This is a genomic window from Prescottella subtropica, from assembly GCF_005434945.1.
GTDB classification, from domain to species: Bacteria; Actinomycetota; Actinomycetes; order Mycobacteriales; family Mycobacteriaceae; genus Prescottella; species Prescottella subtropica.
This window is the reverse complement of the sequence record NZ_SKCH01000010.1, coordinates 73,831-95,387: the sequence shown is the minus strand read 5'-3', so window position 1 is coordinate 95,387 and position 21,557 is coordinate 73,831. Positions and strand designations below refer to the sequence as shown.

The 21,557-nt window shown below is 70.3% G+C and carries 15 protein-coding genes and 1 pseudogene; 1 reads left to right on the top strand and 15 read right to left on the bottom strand.

Annotation, left to right across the window (positions count from 1 at the left end; genetic code table 11):
• Window positions 1-4: 4 nt before the first annotated feature.
• Complete coding sequence (locus E0497_RS11680) at window positions 5-1,579, bottom strand: carboxyl transferase domain-containing protein (protein ID WP_137724964.1); 1,575 nt, start codon at window positions 1,577-1,579, stop codon at window positions 5-7.
• A gap of 127 nt (window positions 1,580-1,706) precedes the next feature.
• Between E0497_RS11680 and E0497_RS11675 the strand changes: the two genes are divergently transcribed.
• Window positions 1,707-2,300 carry an SACE_7040 family transcriptional regulator gene (locus E0497_RS11675; RefSeq protein WP_137724963.1) on the top strand — a complete coding sequence of 198 codons (594 nt, stop codon included), beginning with the start codon at window positions 1,707-1,709 and terminating at the stop codon, window positions 2,298-2,300.
• A 196-nt stretch (window positions 2,301-2,496) separates the two neighbouring features.
• Here the strand turns inward: E0497_RS11675 and E0497_RS11670 are convergent, their stop codons facing one another.
• The 14 genes and pseudogenes from E0497_RS11670 to mftC all read right to left on the bottom strand — a co-directional run bounded on the left by E0497_RS11670 (window position 2,497) and on the right by mftC (window position 21,537).
• Window positions 2,497-3,609, bottom strand: coding sequence for an NDMA-dependent alcohol dehydrogenase (locus E0497_RS11670; protein ID WP_137724962.1), 1,113 nt, complete (start codon window positions 3,607-3,609; stop codon window positions 2,497-2,499).
• A 51-nt stretch (window positions 3,610-3,660) separates the two neighbouring features.
• Entirely contained in the window at window positions 3,661-5,160 is a 1,500-nt protein-coding gene (locus tag E0497_RS11665; protein WP_137724961.1) for an aldehyde dehydrogenase family protein, read from the bottom strand.
• 121 nt (window positions 5,161-5,281) lie between these two features.
• Window positions 5,282-6,916, bottom strand: coding sequence for a sigma-54-dependent Fis family transcriptional regulator (locus tag E0497_RS11660; RefSeq protein WP_137724960.1), 1,635 nt, complete (start codon window positions 6,914-6,916; stop codon window positions 5,282-5,284).
• Between the two features lie 18 nt (window positions 6,917-6,934).
• Window positions 6,935-8,587 (bottom strand): AMP-binding protein, encoded by a 1,653-nt coding sequence (locus E0497_RS11655; RefSeq protein WP_137724959.1) that lies wholly within the window; start codon window positions 8,585-8,587, stop codon window positions 6,935-6,937.
• Window positions 8,588-8,710: 123 nt separating this feature from the next.
• Window positions 8,711-9,268, bottom strand: a complete 558-nt coding sequence (locus tag E0497_RS11650; protein ID WP_137724958.1) for a hypothetical protein — start codon at window positions 9,266-9,268, stop codon at window positions 8,711-8,713.
• A gap of 60 nt (window positions 9,269-9,328) precedes the next feature.
• Complete coding sequence (locus tag E0497_RS11645; protein ID WP_137724957.1) at window positions 9,329-10,660, bottom strand: GAF domain-containing protein; 1,332 nt, start codon at window positions 10,658-10,660, stop codon at window positions 9,329-9,331.
• Between the two features lie 63 nt (window positions 10,661-10,723).
• Window positions 10,724-12,190: a mycofactocin dehydrogenase MftG gene (mftG, locus tag E0497_RS11640; protein ID WP_137724956.1), complete on the bottom strand. Its 1,467-nt coding sequence runs from the start codon at window positions 12,188-12,190 to the stop codon at window positions 10,724-10,726.
• Between the two features lies 1 nt (window position 12,191).
• Window positions 12,192-13,589: a mycofactocin biosynthesis glycosyltransferase MftF gene (gene mftF / locus E0497_RS11635; RefSeq protein WP_137724955.1), complete on the bottom strand. Its 1,398-nt coding sequence runs from the start codon at window positions 13,587-13,589 to the stop codon at window positions 12,192-12,194.
• Window positions 13,589-14,269, bottom strand: a complete 681-nt coding sequence (gene mftE, locus E0497_RS11630; RefSeq protein WP_137724954.1) for a mycofactocin biosynthesis peptidyl-dipeptidase MftE — start codon at window positions 14,267-14,269, stop codon at window positions 13,589-13,591. The genes mftF and mftE overlap by 1 nt, the downstream gene beginning before the upstream one ends.
• Before the next feature lie 120 nt (window positions 14,270-14,389).
• On the bottom strand, window positions 14,390-16,351 hold the full coding sequence (locus E0497_RS11625; RefSeq protein ID WP_137724953.1) for a mycofactocin system FadH/OYE family oxidoreductase 2: 1,962 nt from the start codon (window positions 16,349-16,351) through the stop codon (window positions 14,390-14,392).
• 13 nt (window positions 16,352-16,364) lie between these two features.
• On the bottom strand, window positions 16,365-17,177 hold the full coding sequence (locus E0497_RS11620) for a mycofactocin-coupled SDR family oxidoreductase (RefSeq protein WP_137724980.1): 813 nt from the start codon (window positions 17,175-17,177) through the stop codon (window positions 16,365-16,367).
• A gap of 39 nt (window positions 17,178-17,216) precedes the next feature.
• Window positions 17,217-19,088: pseudogene (locus E0497_RS11615) on the bottom strand (mycofactocin system FadH/OYE family oxidoreductase 1); the annotation flags it as partial.
• Between the two features lie 13 nt (window positions 19,089-19,101).
• Complete coding sequence (mftD, locus tag E0497_RS11610) at window positions 19,102-20,277, bottom strand: pre-mycofactocin synthase MftD (protein ID WP_137724952.1); 1,176 nt, start codon at window positions 20,275-20,277, stop codon at window positions 19,102-19,104.
• Window positions 20,278-20,319: 42 nt separating this feature from the next.
• A complete protein-coding gene (gene mftC / locus E0497_RS11605) occupies window positions 20,320-21,537 on the bottom strand; it encodes a mycofactocin radical SAM maturase (RefSeq protein WP_137724951.1) in 1,218 nt (405 codons plus the stop codon).
• Window positions 21,538-21,557: the final 20 nt, after the last annotated feature.

Here is a 21,557-nt window from a genome sequence, read left to right as displayed (position 1 = left end):
TCCCTCACATCCGGAAGACGCCGTAGGAGACCGGTTCGAGCGGCGCGTTGGCGCACGCCGACAGCGCCAGCCCCACAACGGTTCTGGTGTCGGCCGGGTCGATCACACCGTCGTCCCACAGCCGTGCGGTGGAGTAGTACGGGTTGCCCTGCGCCTCGTACCGGTCGCGTATCGCGTCGGGGTCGTGTCCCGAATCCTTGCCGGTCCCGACGGCCCCGAGCACCGACGCCGCCTGCTCCCCGCCCATCACCGAGATACGGGCGCCCGGCCACATCCACAGGAACCGCGGCGAGTACGCGCGCCCGCACATCGAGTAGTTGCCGGCACCGAACGAACCGCCGATCACCACCGTCAGCTTCGGCACCCGCGCACACGCGACCGCGGTGACCATCTTGGCGCCGTGTTTGGCGATACCGCCGGACTCGTACTCGCGGCCCACCATGAATCCGGTGATGTTCTGCAGGAACAGCAGCGGGATCGACCGCTGGTCGCACAGTTCGATGAAATGCGCGCCCTTGAGGGCGGACTCGGCGAACAGCACACCGTTGTTGGCGACGATGCCGACCGGGTGTCCGTGGATACGGGCGAACCCGGTGACCAGCGTCCGGCCGTACTCTGCCTTGAACTCCCGGAAACTCGAGCCGCTCGCGTCCCCGGCTCCGTCCACGAGCCTGGTGATCACCTCGCGCACGTCGTACGGGACGCGGGGATCGGTGGGGACCACGTCGTACAGTTCGTCCTGCTCCGCGTCGGGGGCGACCGTGTCGACGACGTCCCACGGGCGCGGCGCCCGCGGACCGAACGTCGAGACGATGTCCCGGACGATGCGCAGTGCATCCCGGTCGTCGTCGGCGAGATGATCGGTGACCCCGGAGATCCGCGAGTGCAGGTCGCCGCCGCCGAGTTCCTCCGCGGTGACGACCTCCCCGGTCGCGGCCTTCACGAGCGGCGGACCGCCCAGGAAGATGGTGCCCTGGTTCCGGACGATGACAGCCTCGTCGCTCATTGCGGGCACGTACGCGCCGCCCGCCGTGCACGAGCCGAGGACCGCGGCAACCTGCGGAATTCCCTTGGCGCTCATGGTCGCCTGGTTGTAGAAGATGCGGCCGAAATGCTCGCGGTCGGGGAACACCTCGTCCTGCATCGGCAGGAACGCGCCGCCGGAGTCGACGAGGTAGAGGCACGGCAGATTGTTCTGCAGCGCGATCTCCTGCGCCCGCAGATGCTTCTTGACCGTCATCGGATAGTAGGTGCCGCCCTTGACGGTGGCGTCGTTCGCGACGATCACGCACTCGCGCCCGGAGACGCGTCCGACACCGCCGATGACGCCGGCCCCGGGGCACGCGTCGTCGTACATGCCGTTCGCGGCGAGCGGTGCGAGTTCGAGGAACGGGCTGCCCGGATCGAGCAGCGTATCCACCCGGTCGCGGGGCAGGAGTTTGCCGCGCGCCACATGCCGGTCGCGGGCCTTGTCGCTGCCGCCGCGGGCCGCGACGGCGAGTTTGCCGCGCAGTTCGGCGACCAGTTCGAGGTGTCGTTCACGATTCGCCGACTGCGGCGGAGTCTGGAGGGTTGTCACGTCACCGTCCTCTCGGAGGGGCCCGTCACCGCACGATCGCGGCATCGAGTTAATCTCGACTAACTGAAATCAGGTTATCCGTGATTAACTGAGTTGTCCAGATCACAGTGCAGGAAAGGTACGACGCATGACGGACGTGCAGGCCACCAGCCGGAGCCGCGCCAAGGCCGACCGGCGCCGGCAACTGCTGCGGGCGGCGGCTCGACTCGTCGCGCAGCGCGGCTTCCCCGGCGTCCGGCTCGAGGACCTCGGGGCGGCGGTCGGCATCAGCGGCCCCGCGGTGTACCGGCACTTCCCCAACAAGGACGCCCTGCTGGTGGAGCTGCTCACCGACATCAGCGAGCGCCTCCTGGCCGGCGGCCGCGACGTCGTCGAACGAACGACCGACCCGGACGCCGCGCTCGCCGAACTCGTCGACTTCCACCTCGACTTCGCGCTCGGCGAACCGGACCTCATCCGCGTCCAGGACCGCGACCTGCACTCGCTGCCCGACGACGCCCGCCGCCGTGTCCGGCAGACCCAGCGCCGCTACGTCGAGATCTGGGTGGACGTGCTGCGCCGCATCGACCCGGCACTCGACGAGACCCCCGCCCGCATCGCCGCGCACGGCGCGTTCGGACTGTTGAACTCGACGCCGTACAGCGCCGGCGACGCCGCGGACCTCACCCGTGCGGTGCTGCGCCGGATGGCACTCGCCGCGCTGCCGCCGCGCGCGAGTTGACTCCCCGCGCGCACGATCGGGCGCGCGGGAGACGAACTCGCGCGCAGGAGCGTCCGGCACCCCACACCCGCGCACGACGAACCCCTCGCCTGCCAGGGGATGTGCAGACGAGGGGTTCGTGATCACACGTGCGTCGCTCCCGTCGACAGGGGGGAATACGAACGGGATCTCGACACGTGTGCGCCGGTGAGTCCGGTTACGGGGCGTGCATGATCACTCCGCGAATGTTCTTGCCGTCCCGCAGATCCTGGTAGCCCTGGTTGACGTCCTCGAGCCGGTACCGGGTGGTGACGAGTTCGTCGAGCTTGAGCTCACCCTGATCGTACATGCGCAGCAGCCGCACGATGTCGTATTGCGGATTTGCGGAACCGAAAAGTGTTCCCTTGATGGTCTTCTCGTTGAGGGTCAGGTCGGCGCCGGAGAGGTGGACGGTGAGTTTCGTGGGGTCGGCGAGACCGGTGACGACGACGGTGCCACCCTTGCCGATGACGGCGGTGGCCGCCTGCACGACCTCCTCGTCGACCGTACCGACCAGGATCAGCGCCTGATCGGCGCCCTGACCCCAGCTGAGTTCGTTGACCTTCTCCGCAGCCTCCGCCGCGGTCGCGAACGCATGTGTCGCACCGAACTTCAGTGCGGTGTCCCGTTTGAACTCGAGCGGGTCGACCACCACGACGTAGCGGGCACCGGACTGCACCGCACCCTGCACGGCGTTGATGCCGAGCCCGCCGACACCGTAGATCACGGTGATGTCGCCGGCCCGGACACCGCCGGAGTACACGGCGGTCCCCCAGCCGGACGGGACGCCGCAGCCGACGAGGACGGCCGTCTCGAGGGGCAGCCAGTCGTCGACCTTGACGACCGAGTGCTGCGAGATCGTCGCCCGCTCGGAGAACGTGCCGAGCATGCACATGCCACCGAAATCCTTTCCACCGGAGTGGAATCGGAACGATCCGTCGGGCATGGAGCCTTCCAGGATGGTGGCGCCCATGTCGCACAGGTTCTGCCGGCCGGTGGCGCAGTACCGGCAGGTGCCGCAGTTGGGGATGAAACTGCACACCACGTGGTCGCCGGGCTTGACCTTGGTGACGCCGGGGCCGACCTCCTCGATGATGCCGGAACCCTCGTGCCCGCCGACGATGGGATAGCGCGGCGGCAGGTCGCCGTCGGTCAGATGCAGGTCGGAGTGACACAGGCCGGCGGCGGTGTACTTGATCAACACCTCGCCGGGGCCGGGACCGTCCAGGTCGAGTTCCATGATCTCGAAAGGCTTCCCGGGTTCGAGCAGCACAGCAGCAGTGGTCTTCATGGAGCCTCCTTCAGGGGGCGTGACGCCGCAGGGGCGCAGAGCTGGGGAACGTCAGAGTGCGACGTTGACAGACTTGGTCTGGGTGTAGAGGTCGATCGCGGAGGCGCCGAGTTCGCGGCCCCAGCCGGACTGCTTGTAGCCGCCGAACGGCATCGCGGTGTCGAACCCGTTGTACTGGTTGATCCACACCGATCCGGCCTTGAGCCGGCGGGCGGTGCGGTGCGCCTTGGAGATGTCGCGGGTCCAGATGCCGGCGGCGAGACCGTAGATCGAGTCGTTGGCGGCGGTGACGATGCCCTCGTCGGCGTCGAACGGCATGGCCGCGACGACGGGGCCGAAGATCTCCTCCCGCACCACACTGAACTCCGGTCGCACGTCGACCAGGACGGTCGGTTCGACGAAGTATCCGGTGTCGCCCCAGCGTTTTCCGCCGGTGAGCGCGCGGGCGCCGTCGGCGAGCCCCTCGCGCAGATAGCCGGTGACCCGGTCGAACTGTTCCTGCGACACCAGCGGCCCCAGTTCGGTGGTCGGATCGATCCCCGGACCGATCTTGACCTTGCTCGCCGCCTCGGCGACAGCCTCGGTGAAGCGGTCGAAGATGCGGTCCTCGACGAACATCCGGGTACCGGCGACGCAGCACTGGCCGTGGTTGAACAGCCACGCGTTGAGCGAACCCTGCACGGCCACATCGAAATCGGCGTCGGCGAACACGATGTTGGGGCTCTTGCCGCCGAGTTCGAGCGTCACCTTCTTCAGGTTCCCCTTCGCGGCGTCGACGATCTTCTTACCGACCTCGGTGGACCCGGTGAACGCGATCTTGTCGACGTCGTCGTGCCCGGACAGGGCGGCACCGGCGTCCCCGTAGCCGGGCACGACGTTGACGACACCGGGCGGGAACCCGGCCTCCTCGAAGACCTCGGCGAGCATGAGCGCGGTCAGCGGCGTCTGCTCGGCCGGTTTGAGGATGACGGTGTTGCCGGCGGCGAGGGCCGGGGCCAGCTTCCACGACGCCATCAGCAGCGGGAAGTTCCACGGCACGATCAGCCCGCACACACCGATCGGTTCGCGCAGCGTGTAGGCGTGGAACTCACCGCCCGGCGCGAACGGCATCGACACATTGACGGTGCTGCCCTCGATCTTGGTGGCCCAGCCCGCGTAGTAGCGGAACACGTCGGCGGCCCACGCGGTGTCGACGGCCGATGCGACGGCCGCGGACTTGCCGTTGTCGAGCGCCTCGAGCTGGCCGAACTCGGCTGCTCGTTCGGTGAGCAGATCCCCCACCCGCCACAGCATCCGTTCGCGTTCGTTCGGCTTCATCGACGGCCACGGGCCCTCGTCGAACGCGCGGCGCGCGGCGCGGACCGCCCGGTCGATGTCGGCGGATTCGCCGTGGGCGACGTCGGCGAGACGCTGCCCGGTCGCGGGGTTCTCGGTGACGAACGTGCGGCCCGATGCCGCGTCGACGAACGCGCCGTCGATGTACAGCTGTTTGGTTCCGGTGAGGAATTCGCGCACCCGTGGTGACACGGAGTGTTCGGCAGCGACAGTCATGCCCGTACCTCCTGAAGGCCATCGTATGTGATGTGGAGCACATACATGGTGCGGCGGAGGTCCGATGGGGAACTGTTCAAGCTTTGAACAGCCCACCGTGACCGTGCGCGGCCACGTGTGATCAGACGGTGATCTCGAGTGCCCGGATCCGGCTGTACAGCGTGGTACGACTGATCCCGAGCCGGGCCGCGGCATGCACCTTGTTGCCGTGGCTCTCCTGCAGCGCCTCGATGATGGCATCGCGTTCGGCGCGTTCCCGGCCGCCGAGCCGGGCCACCCGACCGGATCCGCGATACTCCTCGGGCAGGTCGACGGCCCGGATCGCACCGGCCGGGGGCCGCGCGGGCAGGCCCGCGAGCACCGCCCGCAGTTCGGTGAGATTGCCCGGCCACGTGTGCTCGGACAGTGCGGTCAGCGCGCTCGGCCCCATCCGTAGACCCTCCCGGCCGAGATCGTGGACGAGGGCGGTGACCAACGCCGGCAGCTCCCGGATCCGTTGCCGCAGTGCGGGCACCGCGACCTGGGCGCCGCAGCGCGCGAGCAGGTCCCGCACGGGCCGGCGGACGGTCACCGGCGGGTCGGACGTCAGTACCGGACGCGGCCCGTCCCCGGCGGCGACGAGCGACGACAGCAGCGCCAGCACCGGGTCCGGGGCCAGATGGACGTGCTCGACGAGCACCCACTGCCCGGCGGGGACGTCGAGCAGCCGCGCACACCACGCCCGCTCCCCCTCCGCGACGATGTGCGCGGCGTCGACCACCGTCACTTCCCCACCAGCGAATTCCCGTGCCGCCCAGCTGCGTCCGCTTCCGGTTTCACCGACGATCGCGAGTGAGGTGACCGACGTCCGCAGTTCCCGCAGCCGGGACCGCAGCCGCGAGGTGGCGTCCTGCGGCGCAGCGGTCCGCCGGATCGGGGCGCGGGTCCCGTCGACGTCGAGCAGGAACAGGGCACCGCTCTCGGCACCGGCCACCCGGTCGATACGCAGTCCGGTGTGCCCGCCCGCGGACAGCGTGAACTCGAGCCGTCGGGTCTCCCCCGCCGGGACCTCCGCGGCGAGCGTCCGCAGCGCGACGTGGTCACCCGGTTCGAGGAGTTCGACGGCGGCCTTGTTGGTGAGCAGGATGTCCTGCCCCATCGCGGCGACGGCGACCCCGCGCTGCCGGGCCGCGAGTTGGAACGCGTCGACGACCCGCCGGTCGGATTCGCGGGCCCCCTCGAGAAGTCGGGACTCGATGTCGCGGACGGCGCGCGCCAGGAACGGCACGAACAGCGGGTTCGCCGTCTGCTCGGTGGCGGTGATGTCGAGGATGCCCTCGATGCGCCGCGTCACCGGATGCACGATCGGCTGCCCGTAACAGCTGAACTGCCGGAACGACTCGAGGAAATGTTCGTGTCCGTGCACGACCACCCCCTGCCGCACCTCGAGCGGGGTGCCGAGCGCATTGGTGCCGTAGTTCTCCTCGCTGAGCGCGACCCCGGGCAGCACCCCGGCGCCCTCCATCGCGATGCGCATCGCGTCGGAGTCGAACACCCGGGACACGACGCGGCAGTCCCGGTCGACGAGCAGGATGCCGCACCCGGTACCGGCCAGTTGTATCCGCAGTTCGTCGAGCACCGGTCGGGCGGCCCGCAACAGCCGCCCGGCCGAGTCCGACGGATCGAGCAGCGTCGGTTCGGGCACACACGCCGGGTCGATACCGCTGAGCTGCGAACGCCGCCACGACATTTCGATCTCCGGACGCAGGCCCTCCACCGCCGCCACCCCCTCCGGTCAACCCTGCGCGAGCAGGGCGATCGACTGCTCCCGCATCTCGACCTTGCGGATCTTCCCGGTGACGGTCATCGGGAACTCGTCGACCAGATGCACGTACCGGGGGATCTTGTAGTGCGCGAGCCGGCCCGTGCAGAACGCGCGCAGCGCGGCGGCGTCGAGAGGCTGCGCGCCGTCGCGCAGCCGGATCCACGCCATCAACTCCTCGCCGTACGTGTCGTCGGGCACCCCGATCACCTGGGCGTCGAGCACATCCGGGTGGGTGTAGAGGAACTCCTCGATCTCCCGCGGGTAGACGTTCTCGCCGCCCCGGATCACCATGTCCTTGATCCGGCCGGTGATCGCGACGTAGCCGTCGGCGTCCATCACCCCGATGTCGCCGGTGTGCATCCAGCGCTCCCCGTCGATCGCCTCGGCGGTTTTCTCGAGGTTGTTCCAGTACCCGAGCATCACCGAGTACCCGCGGGTGCACAGTTCACCGGGCTCGCCGCGCGGCACCGTCTCCCCCGTCACCGGGTCGACGATCTTCACCTCGAGGTGCGGGCCGACGCGTCCGACCGTCGACACCCGCTGGTCGATCGAGTCGTCGCGGCGGGTCTGCAGCGACACCGGCGACGTCTCGGTCATGCCGTAACAGATCGACACCTCGGCCATCCCCATGCGCTCGATGACCTGTTTCATCACCTCGACGGGGCACGGGGATCCGGCCATGATCCCCGTCCGCAGGCTCGACAGGTCGTAGTCCTCGAAACCGGGGACGGCGAGTTCGGCGATGAACATCGTCGGCACCCCGTACAGCGACGTGCACCGCTCCGCCTGCACCGCCGCCAGGGTGGCGACCGGGTCGAACGACGGCGCCGGAATCACCATCGCCGCACCGTGACTGGTGCAGGCGAGGTTGCCCATCACCATCCCGAAGCAGTGGTAGAACGGCACCGGGATGCACACCCGGTCGGCCTCGGTGTAGCCGCACAGTTCCCCGACGAAATAGCCGTTCTCGAGGATGTTGCGGTGACTGAGCGTCGCCCCCTTCGGGAAACCCGTTGTCCCCGACGTGTACTGGATGTTGACGGGATCGTCCGCCGACAACCGCTGCTGCGCCCGGGATACTGCGTCGGGGTCGGCGGCGAGCGTGTCCCGGCCGACGGCGACGAGCCGGTCCCAGTCCGGACCGCCCAGCAGCAGTACGTGTTCGAGCACCGGGCACTCGGGCCGCACCTCGGCGATCATGGCCGCGTAGTCGGACGTCCTGAACGACGGCGCGGACACGAGCATCCGGATCCCGGCCTGGTCGAGGACGTACCGCAGTTCGTGGGAACGGTAGGCGGGATTGATGTTGACGAGGATCGCGCCGATCTTCGCGGTCGCGTACTGGACGAACACCCATTCGGCGCAGTTCGGCGCCCAGATGCCGACCCGGTCGCCCGCGGCGACCCCGAGTCCCAGCAGTCCCGCGGCCAGGGCCTCGACCTCCGCGGCCAGGGCGGTGTACGTCCATCGCCGCCCCGAGCCGTGGTCGACCAGCGCGTCCCGGCCGCCGTGCGCAGCGACGGTGCGATCGAAGTTGCCGCCGATCGTGTCCCCGAGCATCGGAGTGTCACCGGCCCCCGAAGTGTGACTCGGCAGCGGGGTCTTCAGTGGGGTCGCGGACATCGCGGATCCTCTCCGGACGCCTCACCGGCGCCCACCGGGTCTACCGGCCGGGCCGGTCTCCCCAACGTACTAGCTCGAGTGTGATCCAGGACATACTCGGCGACCGGAGAGGGCGGCAACTGTTCAGAGTTCGGACACCATGTCCTCGAGTTCGCGGGCCATCTCACCCCAGACCGTGAGGTACGAGTCGACGCCGGGCGCCGCGATCCAGGTGCGGTCGCCGGACTGCGCCTTCGTCAGCGCCTCCGCGAACAGATCCTGGTACCGGGACAGTCGCGGCACGAACGCGGACACGTCGTCGAACACGTCCTGCGCCTTACGGTCCAACGCGGCCAGCACCTCGACATCCGTGGCGTCCGTATCGGCCCCTGCAATCAGGTCCCGCAGCGGTCCGTCGAGTTCGAGGAACCGCTCGTGGATCTCGGTGATCGAATCCTCGTCGACGGAGACCCGCTCGGCGTCGAGCTGGAACCCGAGTTCGGCGACACCGGCGTCGGTGAGGGCGAACGCCCCGTCGGCCGACGCCTCCGCCTTGCCCTGCGCGAGCAGCGCGTCGCGGGCCGCCTCCGCCGATGCGGCCGTGACACCCAGGTGGGCGGCGAGCAGGTCGGCGGTCACCTGCCCCTTGAGCCGGATCGTCTGCAGCAGTGCCAGTTCGTCGACGTTGCCTGCGAAAGCCATCGGGTTCTCCTCGTGTACGCGAAACGGGTTCCCCGAAAACCTACAACTCGCCGGTGCGGGTCAGTACGGCCCCGACCCGAACCGCCGATCCAGCAGCAGCAGGTGCGCCTCGACCTGCGCGTGCAGCGTCGACTGCCGATCGAGCGTCGACAGGTAGGCGGTCCAGGCCGCGATGTCGTCCCGGCCGTGCACCGACGCCGTCCACGCCGCGAGCAGTTCGGTGTCGCCGCCCCGGAGCACCGTCACCCGCACCCGCGACGCCAGCCCCTCCCGGATGTCGGCGACACCGGGTGCGTCCGATGCCGCGAGCACCGGCCCGCCGTAGAGCCGCAGCGCCGACGCCGTGTCGCCCCGATCCAGACTGCTGCGCACCTCCGCGACGTCGGTGTCGAGCGGGGCGAGCAGCCGGTACGGCCGCGAACCGAGCCGCTGGGCACCGAACACCCTGCGCAGCCGCGACATCTCGGCGCGGACGGTGACGGTGTCGAGGTCGTACTCGTCGAGCAGGACCGCCAGGTGGTCGGCGCCGAGTCCCTCCGGATGTTCGGCGAGGAGCAGCAGGATCTCGGCGTGCCGGCGGGAGATCTCCAGCCGGTCACCGTCGACCACCAGTACCGGACGCCGCACCCCGAGCACCTCGAGCCGCGGCACCGCGGTGACGGGGCGACGGGGTTCCCCGGCCAGCGCCATCAACCGCAGCTCGGCCTCGGCGGCCGCGGCGGTGGCCCGCACCAGGGCCAGGGCCTCGGGGACCGCGACGCGCGGGCCCCCGGTGATGTCGATCGCCCCGATGACCCGGCCCGTGGCCGGATCGTGCACCGGTGCGGCCGAACAACTCCAGGCGTGCATCGCCCGGTTGAAGTGCTCGGCGGCGAAGAGTTGCACACTGTGGTCGAGCGCGAGCGCCGTGCCCGGGGCATTGGTGCCCACCCGGTCCTCGCTCCAGTCGGCGCCCTCGACGAAGTTGATGTCCAGCGCCCGGTCCTTCGCGGCGGAATCACCCTCGACCCACAACAAACGACCGTTCGCATCGCTCATCGCGACGAGCAGGCCCGTCCCGGCGGTGTCCTCGACCAGCAGCTTGCGCACCACCGGCCGGATCGCGGCGAGCGGGTGCGCCGCGCGGTACCGCTCGAGATCGAGTCCGTCGAGGACCACCTCGTCGTCGACGCGGTCGGGACTGACGCCGTTGCCACGACTACGCAGCCACGAGTCGAGGACCACGTCACGGACGGTGTCGGCACCGGATTCCGGTTCGGGCACGGTCTCGGTGGCGGGGGACTCGACGAACCGCTGGTGCGCCGACGAGGTGCGTTCGGCGAGCACGACGACGTCGTCCCCCGGTCGCACCGCAATCCACGGATTGCCCGGCCCGGGTTCACGATGTGTCATCGGCGCCTCCGTCCCGCCCCAAAAACCGACTATTCCCGCAAACTCGCGCTCACTGTAGCGCCTTCACAGGACACGTCCGGCACGTTCGGCCACCATGATCGCGGTGGCGTGCGGGCCACGGCTCGGAACCGACGGCAGAATCGACGTGTCCACGACGAACAGTCCGTCGACACCGTGGACGCGACAGCGCTCGTCGACGACGGAATCGTCGGCGCCCGTACCCATCCGGCAACTGCCCGACAGGTGCAGCGACGTGCCCAGACGGGTCCGCAACCAATCGTTCGACAGTTCGACCGGTTCCGGGTCGATCAGTCGACTCAGCGGGCCTGTGTGCAGCATCTCCGCCGCGTGGGACACCGCGTCCCGCAACGCGCGTCGGTCCTCGGCGGCCTCGAGGTAGCGGTAGGCGACGCGGGGGGCGTCCCGCGGGTCGGCGGACACCAGACGGATCTCGCCGCGGCTGCGCGGCTTCATGAGCACCACACCGAGGCACGGCTTCCCGATACCCGATCCGGGAATCAGATCACCGAACGAGGCCGTGTACGGCCGCATTTCGACGGTGTCGGTGTTCAGGGTGACCTGCAGGGCGGGGGTGCGCCGGGTCCTGGCGGCCGGGCGGCGGTACCGGTACGGCAGCACCACCTCGGGGTGGTCGGTGAACTGCGCCCCGACCATCGGCAGATCCGCGACCACCGGAATCCTGAGCGCCGTCAGATGGTCCGCGTCCCCGACCCCGGACAACATCAGCAGGTGCGGGGTCGCGACGGCACCCGCGGTCACGATCACCTCCGACGTCCGGATCGTGTGTGCGCGTTCACCGTTCACCACCCCGATACCGGTCACCCGGTTTCCGTCGAAGAGGATGCGGGTGACGGTGCTGTCGGACCGGACCGTCAGATTGGTCCGGCCGAGATGCGGCAGCAGATAGGCGGCGGCCGGACCGACCCGGACCCCGTCGCGGATGTTGAGCGGCACCGGTCCGATGCCGTGCGCGCCGGGCGCGTTCTTGTCGGGGTCGTCGGGATGCCCGGCGGCACGGGCGGCGTCTACGAAGGCCGTGGAGATCGGGTGCCAGTCACGCTCGGGTTCCCGGCGGACCGGGATCGGCCCCGTGCTCCCGTGCCACGGTCCCGTGAAGTCGGTGTCGGTCTCGATCGCCCGGTAGTACGGGAGCACCCGCTCGTACGACCACGACGCCGGCCACGCATCGAAGTCGTCGACGGCGGCCCGCACGAAGTAGCCGCCGTTGACCGCGCCGGAGCCGCCGAGGACCCGTCCGCGCGCGATCCAGCCGGGCCGGCCGTGCGTCAACTCCACCGGGTACGGCCAGATCCAGCGGCTGTCCGGGCCGACCGGGAGGACACCGGCGTCGCGCAGTTCGGGAGGGACGTCGGCGGGGAGGCGATGTCCGGGACCGGATTCGACGAGGACGACGGTCCGGTCGGGGTTCTCGCTGAGCCGGGCCGCGAGGACACTGCCGCACGAGCCGCCGCCCACGATCACGACGTCGGCCGACTCCGGGACCGGCACGTCAGTTCCCGATACGCGGCACCAGGGCACGCAGGTCGCGGGACCGGGCAGCGCCGAGCCACAGGCCGGTGCCGTAGGCGAGGTCGTCGAGACGCTTGAACACGGTGTGCCGCACCGGGTCGAGTCCGCCGGTGTCGCGGTGCGTCGCCCAGTCGACGACGCCCTCGACGACCGCGACCGCGACCGTCAGCCGCCGGACACGGCGGGAGCACAGCATCGCGACGAGGGTGATCGGCCAGTACGACCGGCACAGCGCGGACGCGAGTTGCCATGCGCCGTGCCCGAATCCGCGGGCCGCGAGGACCGCCGCGATCCGGGTGGGCTGGTCGAGGTGGGTGAACGTGCGGCGCAGCCGGGCCGTCGTGACCAGGAAGGTCACGACCGCGACGAGGCCGCCGAGCCGGGTGCCGCTCGCGGCGGCGAGGACGGACGCCAGCGTCCACTTCGACATCGCGACCGGTGGGACGAGTCCGTCGTGCCGGGCGGCGAGCGGGGCCGCACCGGTGCCGTAGAACATCTTGCGGGCGAACCAGGTCCGCAGCGAGACCCGGTGGTCGTGCGCGACGTGCGCGACCGGCTCGTACCGCAGTCGCCATCCCGCTTCCTGCAGCCGCCAGCACAGGTCGACGTCCTCGGCGACGTGCATGGCCTCGTCGAATCCGCCGAGGTCGGTGAGGGTCTCGCGGCGCACCACCATCGCGGCGCTCGGCACGTACGACACGGGGCTGCCCGCGCGGACCGCGGATTCCTTGCGGCCGAGGTCCAGTGACGAACGGGTGTGCTCGTAGCGGGCCAGCACCGAGCCGTCCGGGTGCAGCGCCACGATGCGGGGGGCGACGAGGGCGACCGCCGGATCGCTGAAGTGTCCGAGCACCAGTTCCAGCCAACCCTTGCGGGGCACCACGTCCGAGTCCAGAAAGGCCACGAGCGGTGTTGTCGCCGAACGTAATCCGGTGTTGCGTGCGGCGGCGGGGCCGCGGGCGGTGTCGTGCCGGACGACGGTGACACGTGTGGTGTCGTCCGGCGGCTCCGGTGACTCGAGCGGGACGGTGGAGCCGTCGTCGACGACGATCACGGTGAGTCCGCGCAGTACCGGCAGCAGCCGGGTGAGGCCGCCGGCGTTGTCGCGGATCGGGACCACGACGGTGACATCGGACGGTGCCGGGGAACTCATCGGACGCGGGTTGCCGATCCCGGAGTCCAGGAGTCGTCGCGCGACCACCGCGGTGTTCGGGTCGACGACCTCGAGGTGTCCGTCGCCGATCATGTCGACGGCGGCGGGAGCGAGGGTGAGCATGCGCAGCGGGGATCCGCCGATGAGGACCCGGCCGCCGGAGTAGGTGCGGACGGCGGGATCGATGCGGACCCCGAATCCGTCGGGCAGTCGAGCGTCGGACATCAGACCAGTCTCCCACCCGGTCCCGGGTTCCACCGCGCGACCGCCGCCCCGGCCCGGTCGACCAGGCCGGCGAACAGCCGCCGCCCCTCGTCGGCGGAGGCGCCGGTGGGGTCGCCGAGGATCCCGTTGGCGGTGGCCGCGAGCATCCCCCCGGCCCGCAGGCGCGGCATGAGGTCGGCGATCGGTTCGGTGTTCCCGATCTCGGCGCGGTGCATCGCGACCGTGTCGGGGTGCAGGTGCAGCAGCAGTGACGTCTCGGTGCGACCGGCGTGCGCGTCCGCGCCGGGCACCGCGCACGGCCACCAGGTGACGTCCCGGCCCTCGTAGCGCAGCAGATCGACGGCCGCCGCCAGTGCCGGGCCGTTGCCGCCGTGCCCGTTGACGAACACCACCCGCCGCGCCCACCGACACACCGACCGCCCGTACTCGACCAGCAGCATCTCGAGCGCGGCGCTGCCGATCGAGACGGTGCCCGCGAAGCCTTCGTGCTCGCCGCTCGCGCCGTACTCGATCGGCGGCGCCGCCGTCACCCCGTCGAGAGCCTGCACGACGGCCGACGCGATCCGGGTGTCCGTGTCCAGCGGCAGATGCGGGCCGTGCTGTTCGAACGACCCCACCGGAACCGCGACCGTCCACTCGTCACGTGCGACGTCGGGCCAGGGAATGCGGGCGAGAGGCATCGGTCGATCGTAGGTCCCGGGACACCGATCACCACGGAACACGTTTTGTACAAAACCTCGAGGTGTGTACAAAACGTGTTCCGTCAGGATGTGTGTTCCGGCGCTGCGGCCCCACCGCCACTACAGCCCCACCGCCACGCGATGCCCCTCGAGCACGGCCGCGTGCGAGCGCCGCGGCGTCACCGCGTCACCGATCCGATGGACCTCGAACCGAACAGCCTCGTTGTCGGACAGTTCTTTCCACAGCTCGTCCTCGGGTTCCTGATGCGTCGCGCACACCACGGCGTCGAACACCTCGGCCTGTTCGGTTCCGGTGAGATGGTTCGCGAGCGTCACCCGCACACCCCCGTCGACAGCCTCCACCGGACCCGCCACCGTCACATCCGTCCACTGCGCGATCCCGGCCCGATGAGCCCGTTGCTGCCAGCCCTCGGTGTCGAGCGTGATCCCCAGATCCTGTCCGACGATCATCGCCGGCGTCGCGATCGTCACCACAGCGCCGCGGGCGGCCAACGTCTCCGCCGTCGACGGCCCCTGATGGAAGCCGAGTTCGTCCACCACCAGGACCCGGCCACTCGGTGACACCTTTCCTTCCAGCACCTCTCGGGCATGCATCACCGCCGCGCTCTCCCCCGCCCACCACGGCCGCACCGTTCGCGCCCCCGTCGCCACCACGACGACGTCCGGGGCCTCCGCGAGCAAAGTCTCCGCCGCCACGTTCGTACCGGTCACGATCCGCACACCCGCGCGCACACAGGCACGTTCGAGGTTGCGGGTCAACTCCCCCAACTCGCCGCGTCCGGCCGCCGACGCCGCCACCCTGTTCTGGCCGCCCACCCGGTCGGCCCGCTCGAACAACGTCACCCGGTGCCCTCGCCCGGCCGCGGTCGACGCCGCCGACAGCCCTGCCGGACCGCCCCCCACCACGACGACCCGCCGTGCCCGCGCCGACGGCATCGGCAGCGGCACGGATTCCCGTCCGGCACGCGGATTCTCGACACACCCGAGCCAGCGGCCCAGGCCCATGCGTCCGACGCACTCCTGATTGCACGACAGGCACGTGCGGATCTCGTCGGCGGCGCCACGCCGCGCCTTCGCGACGAACTCGGGGTCGGCGATCTGCCCGCGCACCACCCCCACCAGATCGCATCGGCCGTCTGCGAGAGCCTGCTCGGCCTCCGCGGGTTCCTTGATCCGGCCCACCCCGATCACCGGGAGGTCGACGGCGCCGCGGATCGCGGCCGCGATGTGCAGCGCGTACCCGCGCGGCGTCGCCATCGACGGCTCCACCAGGTGCAGGCTCGCGGTCGCCATCCCCATCGTGGTGTTGACGTAGTCCACCGCACCGGTCGAGGCCACCAACCGGGCGGTCGCGACCGCCTCGCCCGGCACGATCCCGCCGGGCACCTGTTCGTCACCGGTCAGGCGCACGCCCACGATCGCGTCCGGTCCGATCGCGGCCCGGACCGCGGTGATCACCTCGAGCAGGAACCGGGCCCGATTCGCGAGCGGGCCACCGTACTCGTCGGTGCGCAGATTGGTGCCGGCGGCGAGGAAGCCGCGGATCAGCGACGACTGCGAACACTGCAGTTCGACGCCGTCGAATCCCCCGTCGCGACACCGGCGGGCGACCGCCGTATATGCGGCCACCAGTTCATCGATCTCGGTGTGCGACAGTTGTTTCGGCACTTCTCGGAACAGCGGGTCCGGGACCGGGCTGGGCGCGAGCAGCGGCCGCCGCGAATACATGCCCGACCCTTGCCCGCCGTTGTGGTTGAGCTGCGCGACGATCACCGCACCGTGGCCGTGCACGGCGTCGGTGATCGCCCGGTAGCCGTCCAGTACGTCCGGACGGTACCCGTGGATCACCTTCTCGTACGGCCAGTCCGACGGGTGGACGCAGTGCTCCTCGGTAACGATCATCCCCACCCCGCCCGCGGCCCGCGCCGCATAGTAGGCGGCGTGCTGCTCGGTGGGCAGGCCACCGCGTGCACTGTTGGTCAGGTGCGCGGTGAACACCATCCGGTTGCGCAGCGTGTGCGCACCGAGGCGGAGCGGGGAGAACAACCGGGGATACTGCATACAGCGGACTGTGTCAGACCTTCGTGTTGCCCTGGTCCAGCGCCACCTGGCTCGCGGTGACCGTCTTGGCGCCGTCCCCGGCCAGCCACATGACGGCGTCGCTGATGTCGTCGGGATCGGCGATCGGCTTCTCCATGAGGATCGGCGCGAAGCTCGGACCGTAGTGCGGGAACTTCTGCAGCATCGCCCCGGCACCCGGATCCGTGCCCATGTGTGTGCTCACCCCGTACGGGTGGATCGAGTTGACACGAATCCGGTACTCGCCCAGTTCCTTCGCCGCGGCCTGCGTCAGACCGACCAGACCGAACTTGGACGCCGCGTAGTGCGCCTGACCCGGCAGCGCCTTGATACCGGCGACCGAGCTGACCACGATGATCGACCCACCGTTGCCGGCCGCGATCATCGCCGGCACCGCCGCCTTGAGCGTCTTGAACGCACCGGTCAGGTTGATGTCGATCAGCGTCTCCCACTGCTCGTCGGACATCTCCCAGAAGCGGTTCCAGTTGCACACACCGGCGTTCGCGATGACGACGTCGAGCCGGCCGAACTGCTCCACCCCGGCGTCGACGACGGCCTTCAGTGCGGCACTGTCGCGGACGTCGGCCTCGCGGGCGTAGATCTTGACGCCCTCGGCCTCGACGAGACGGACCGTCTCCGCGAGATCGTCGGCGGTGGCGGCATCGTACGTGTTGTCGGCCGCGACGCTCGTGCACGCGTCGACCGCGATGATCGTGGCACCCTCCCGCGCCAACCGGACCGCGTGCGTGCGGCCCTGGCCGCGTGCCGCACCCGTGATGAAGGCGACCTTGCCGTCGAACTGTCCCACCGTGTTCTCCTGTCCCGTGACACCGTCTGTGTGCGGCATGGACAGGGCCGCGAGCCGGCCCTCCCGGACCGCCTCGGCAGCGGTGCGCGGGGCGACGCAGTCGCCCACCCACGTCCCACCCATGCTCCCGGTCGACTGTTCGTTTGGTAACGGCAAAGAACAGTCCACCAGCACTGTGCACGCTACGGGGAAACGCTCCCCCGTGAACCGGTTTTCGAGGGTCACCTCGCCGTCCCTCCCACTGACCGGAACGCAGCCGGTGTGCCGGGCGATACCGGCCCGCAGGACCCGCACGTTCGCATCCACCAGATCACCGGTCGGGCCGAGTCGCGCACCCACGATCTGGTCCGGTGTCACGATCGCGACATCACGGCCCCGCTCGGCGAGCAGCAACGCCACCGACACCGCGACCGGCCCGCCGACCGGGTCGAACACGACCACCGGGCCCGGTCCGATGTCGCCGCCGTCCAGCACCTCGTCCAGTACCTCGGCCGGGCCGAGAACCCGGACCCCCGGACCGGCCGGGAACGGCGGCGGCCGCGGCACACTGCCGGTCGCCACGACATCGGCGTCCTCCGCCACCGCCGCGAGCCGGACGTCCACACCGAGTCGGCGGCACTCGTCTTCGAGCCAGTCGGTCAGCAGCGCGAGCCGGCCGCGTCCCACACCGGCCGACGCGGTCCGCAGCATGCCGCCGAGCCGATCCGAGCGCTCCGTCAGCGTCACGTCGAAGCCGCGCACCGCGAGTACGCGGGCGGCCTCGAGCCCGGCCGGCCCGCCACCGGCGACGGTGACCGTACCCGACCCGGTGCCGGGCACCGCTTCGGCGTCGACGGTCTCGAACCCGGCCGACGGATCACCGATGCACGTCACCACCGGATTCCGGGGATCGCGCACCAGGCACGTCTGGTTGCACAGCACGCACGGGCGTGGTGCCCGCCGCTGCCGCACCCGGGTCACCAGATCGGGGTCGGCGATCTGGGCGCGGGTCATTTCGACGAGATCCGCCGTCCCATCCACCAATGCCTGCTCCGCGGCACTCGCGTCGACGACGCTGCCCTGCAGCACCACCGGCACCCGGCCGGCGACGGCGGCCCGCACCTCGCGGCACAGGTCGGTGTTGAAGCCCGGTGCGGTGTGCCCGTCGGGCCGGTACGACGCCACCGAGTACGGGCCGCCGCGCACCACCGTCAGCAGGTCCAGCGAATCGGCCAGGGCGCGTGCATGATCGGCGGCCTGCGTGGGAGTGATCCCCGCCCACGGCGCCTGCTCGTCGCCGCTCAGACGCAGCGCCAGGATGCGGTCGCCGACCGCGTCGCGCACCGCCGTGAGGACCTCGCGGAGCAGTCGCAGCCGGTCGGTGCCGTAGCCGTCGGTGCGCCGGTTGGTCAGACCGGACAGGAACTGGCGCAGCAGCGACGACGGCCCGGCGTCGATCTCGACGCCGTCCACCCCGGCCGCGGCCGCCCGCCGCGCGGCGTCCGCGAAACCGTCGACGACAGCGTCGATCTCGCGCGCGCCCATCTCCATCGGCAACTCGCGGGAGACCGGGTCCGGGAACCTCGACGGTGCCCACAGCGCCGACTGCGACCACGCACTCGACCCCTGCAGCCCGGTGTGACCGAGGCCGGCGAGGACCAGCGTCCCGAACGGGCGACAGGCGCCGACGACTGCACGCCAACCGGTTCCGCAGTCGACGGCGAGCGGTGCCCGCTCGTACGGCCAGTCGTCGACGTGCACGGACGCCGTCTCGGTGACGATGATCCCGGCACCGCCGCGGGCACGTCGCGCGTAGTAGGCGACGTGCCGCGGCGACAGTCCGCGATCGTCCCCGAGATTCGTCTCGTGCGGACCGAACAACACCCTCGCCGGCGCGGTACGGCCGGCGAGGGTGAGCGGTTCGGTCAGCACCGGGTGCCGGGTGTCAGACGCCCAGGTCGCGGCGGAAGCCCTCGGGGACCACCAGGTCGGACGTGCTCAGGTCGTGAATCGACTTGTGGCCCAATCCCAGCACCGCCGAGTCGATACCGCCGCGCAGGATGTCGAGAACGTTCTCGACACCGGCCTGACCGTTGGCCGACAGACCCCACAGGTACGCGCGGCCGATCATGACGGCCCGGGCACCGAGCGCGAGCGCCTTGACGACGTCGCTGCCGCGACGGATACCGCCGTCGAGCAGGACCTCGATCTCGTCGCCGACAGCCTCGGCGATCGCCGGCAGCGCCCGGATCGGGGCCGGGGTGCCGTCGAGGTTGTTGCCACCGTGATTGGACACCGAGATCGCGGTGCACCCGGCGTCCACGGCACGCTTGGCGTCGTCGACCCGCATGACACCCTTGAGCATGAACGGGCCGCCCCACTCCTTACGCAGCCACGCGACGTCCTCCCACGTGGGCAGCGGCGTGCCCATCCACTGTCCGTACGCACCGAAGAACGTGGGCGGCTGCTCACCGGGGGCAGCCAGGTTCGGCGTCGTCAGATCCGGCACCTTGCCGGTCTTCGCGAACTCCCACAACCACTTCGGGCGGGTGATGCCCTCCGGGGCGAACTGGAACATCGCCTTGAGGTCCATCTTCTCCGGGATGGCGGGGCTGCCCCAGTCGCGGCCGTTGGAGAACGACCAGTCGAGCGTGATGATCAGGCCCGTCACACCGGCCTTGCGGGCCCGGTCCATGCGCTGCAGCAGCGTGTCCCGGTCGCCGACCCAGTACATCTGGAAGAAGGTCTGCGGGTTGGCGGCCGCGACCTCCTCGATCGACTTGCTCGCGAACGACGACAACCCGATCGCGGTACCGCGGGCCGCAGCGGCGCGGGCGACCGCGACCTCACCGTCGGGATGGACGGCCTGCACACCCGTCGGCGAGATCATCACCGGCATCGAGATCGGCTGCCCCATCACGGTGGTGGACAGGTCACGCTCCCCGGACAGTCCCGCGACGTGCGGCGCGAAACCGAGCTCGGAGAAGGCCGCGATGTTGTCGTCGACGGTCAACCCCTTCTCGGAACCGGCGACCAGCGCGGCGTACACCGACTTGGGCAGCCGCTTCTGCGCGCGACGCTGCGCCTCGGCAACCGTCTCGAACCACGTGTTCTTGGCCATGGATGGAACTCTCTTCTTCGATCGAGCAGTGTGGGGTGGGGCTTACATGCCGGCGAGCGGGTTCTCGTCGCAGATCTTCGCCGGCGGGCGGGTGAGCAGGGTCAGCGGGACCGGTGCCTGCGGGACGCGTCGTTCGGCGCGCTTGCCGGTGCGGGAGTGGTCCTGGCTGGACTGGGGGACGGTGCGGTCGGCTTCGAGTGCCGACGTGCCGTAGCCCTGCACACATTCGGGGTCCGGGCCGTCCATGGGCAGGCCGGTGAAGAACTTCGCGGCCATGCAGCCACCACGGCACGAGTCGTAGTGGTCACACTTGGCGCACGCGCCACCGGTCTGCGGGGAGCGCAGGTCGCGGAACAGCTCGGAGTTCTGCCACACCTGCTGGAAACCGCCGTCGGCGACGGTGTTTCCGGCGAGGAACTGGTCGTGGATCGCGAACGGGCACGCGTACACGTCACCGATCGGGTCGATGAGGCACACGACACGGCCGGCGCCGCACAGGTTCAGGCCGGGCAGCGCGTCACCGTACGCGGACAGGTGGAAGAACGAGTCGCCGGTGAGGACGCCCTCGCCGTTGGCGACGAGCCAGTCGTACAGTTCCCGCTGCTGCGCCTGCGTGGGATGCAGCTCGTCCCACACGTCGGCGCCGCGACCGGACGGGCGCAGCCGCGTGATCCGCAGCGTCGCACCGTACTTGTCGGCGAGCGCCTTGAACTCGTCGAGCTGGCTCACGTTCTCGCGGGTGACGACGACCGAGATCTTCGCGTCCGTGTACCCGGCCTCGGACAGGTTCTCGAGCGCCCGGACGGCCATCGCGAACGAGCCGGGGCCGCGGACCGCGTCGTTGACCTCGGCGGTCGCCCCGTCGAGGGAGATCTGCACGTCGACGTAGTCGGACGCGGCGAGACGCTCGGCGACCTTCTTGTCGATCTTGACGCCGTTGGTGGAGAACTTCACGCCCACCTGGTGCGCAGTCGCGTAGTCGACGAGCTCCCAGAAGTCCGAGCGGACGGTGGGCTCACCGCCGCCGATGTTGACGTAGAAGACCTGCATCTTCTGCAGTTCGTCGATGATCGACTTGCACTGTTCGGTGGACAGTTCGCGCGGGTCGCGGCGGCCCGACGACGACAGGCAGTGCACGCACGACAGGTTGCACGCGTAGGTGAGTTCCCACGTGAGGCAGATCGGCGCGTCGAGGCCGAGCTCGAACTGGTCGACGAGACGCCCCACTTTCGGGGCGGGAGGCTCGAGAACTGAGGTCATGGGCTGGGGCCTCGAATCTG

Excerpts from the sequence above, each read along its gene's own strand:
- E0497_RS11675 (WP_137724963.1), top strand. The coding sequence starts at position 1,707 with ATGACGGACGTGCAGGCCACCAGCCGGAGCCGCGCCAAGGCCGACCGG.
- E0497_RS11670 (WP_137724962.1), bottom strand. The coding sequence starts at position 3,609 with ATGAAGACCACTGCTGCTGTGCTGCTCGAACCCGGGAAGCCTTTCGAG.
- E0497_RS11665 (WP_137724961.1), bottom strand. The coding sequence starts at position 5,160 with ATGACTGTCGCTGCCGAACACTCCGTGTCACCACGGGTGCGCGAATTC.
- E0497_RS11655 (WP_137724959.1), bottom strand. The coding sequence starts at position 8,587 with ATGTCCGCGACCCCACTGAAGACCCCGCTGCCGAGTCACACTTCGGGG.
- E0497_RS11650 (WP_137724958.1), bottom strand. The coding sequence starts at position 9,268 with ATGGCTTTCGCAGGCAACGTCGACGAACTGGCACTGCTGCAGACGATC.
- E0497_RS11645 (WP_137724957.1), bottom strand. The coding sequence starts at position 10,660 with ATGACACATCGTGAACCCGGGCCGGGCAATCCGTGGATTGCGGTGCGA.
- mftF (WP_137724955.1), bottom strand. The coding sequence starts at position 13,589 with ATGTCCGACGCTCGACTGCCCGACGGATTCGGGGTCCGCATCGATCCC.
- mftE (WP_137724954.1), bottom strand. The coding sequence starts at position 14,269 with ATGCCTCTCGCCCGCATTCCCTGGCCCGACGTCGCACGTGACGAGTGG.
- E0497_RS11625 (WP_137724953.1), bottom strand. The coding sequence starts at position 16,351 with ATGCAGTATCCCCGGTTGTTCTCCCCGCTCCGCCTCGGTGCGCACACG.
- mftD (WP_137724952.1), bottom strand. The coding sequence starts at position 20,277 with ATGGCCAAGAACACGTGGTTCGAGACGGTTGCCGAGGCGCAGCGTCGC.
- mftC (WP_137724951.1), bottom strand. The coding sequence starts at position 21,537 with ATGACCTCAGTTCTCGAGCCTCCCGCCCCGAAAGTGGGGCGTCTCGTC.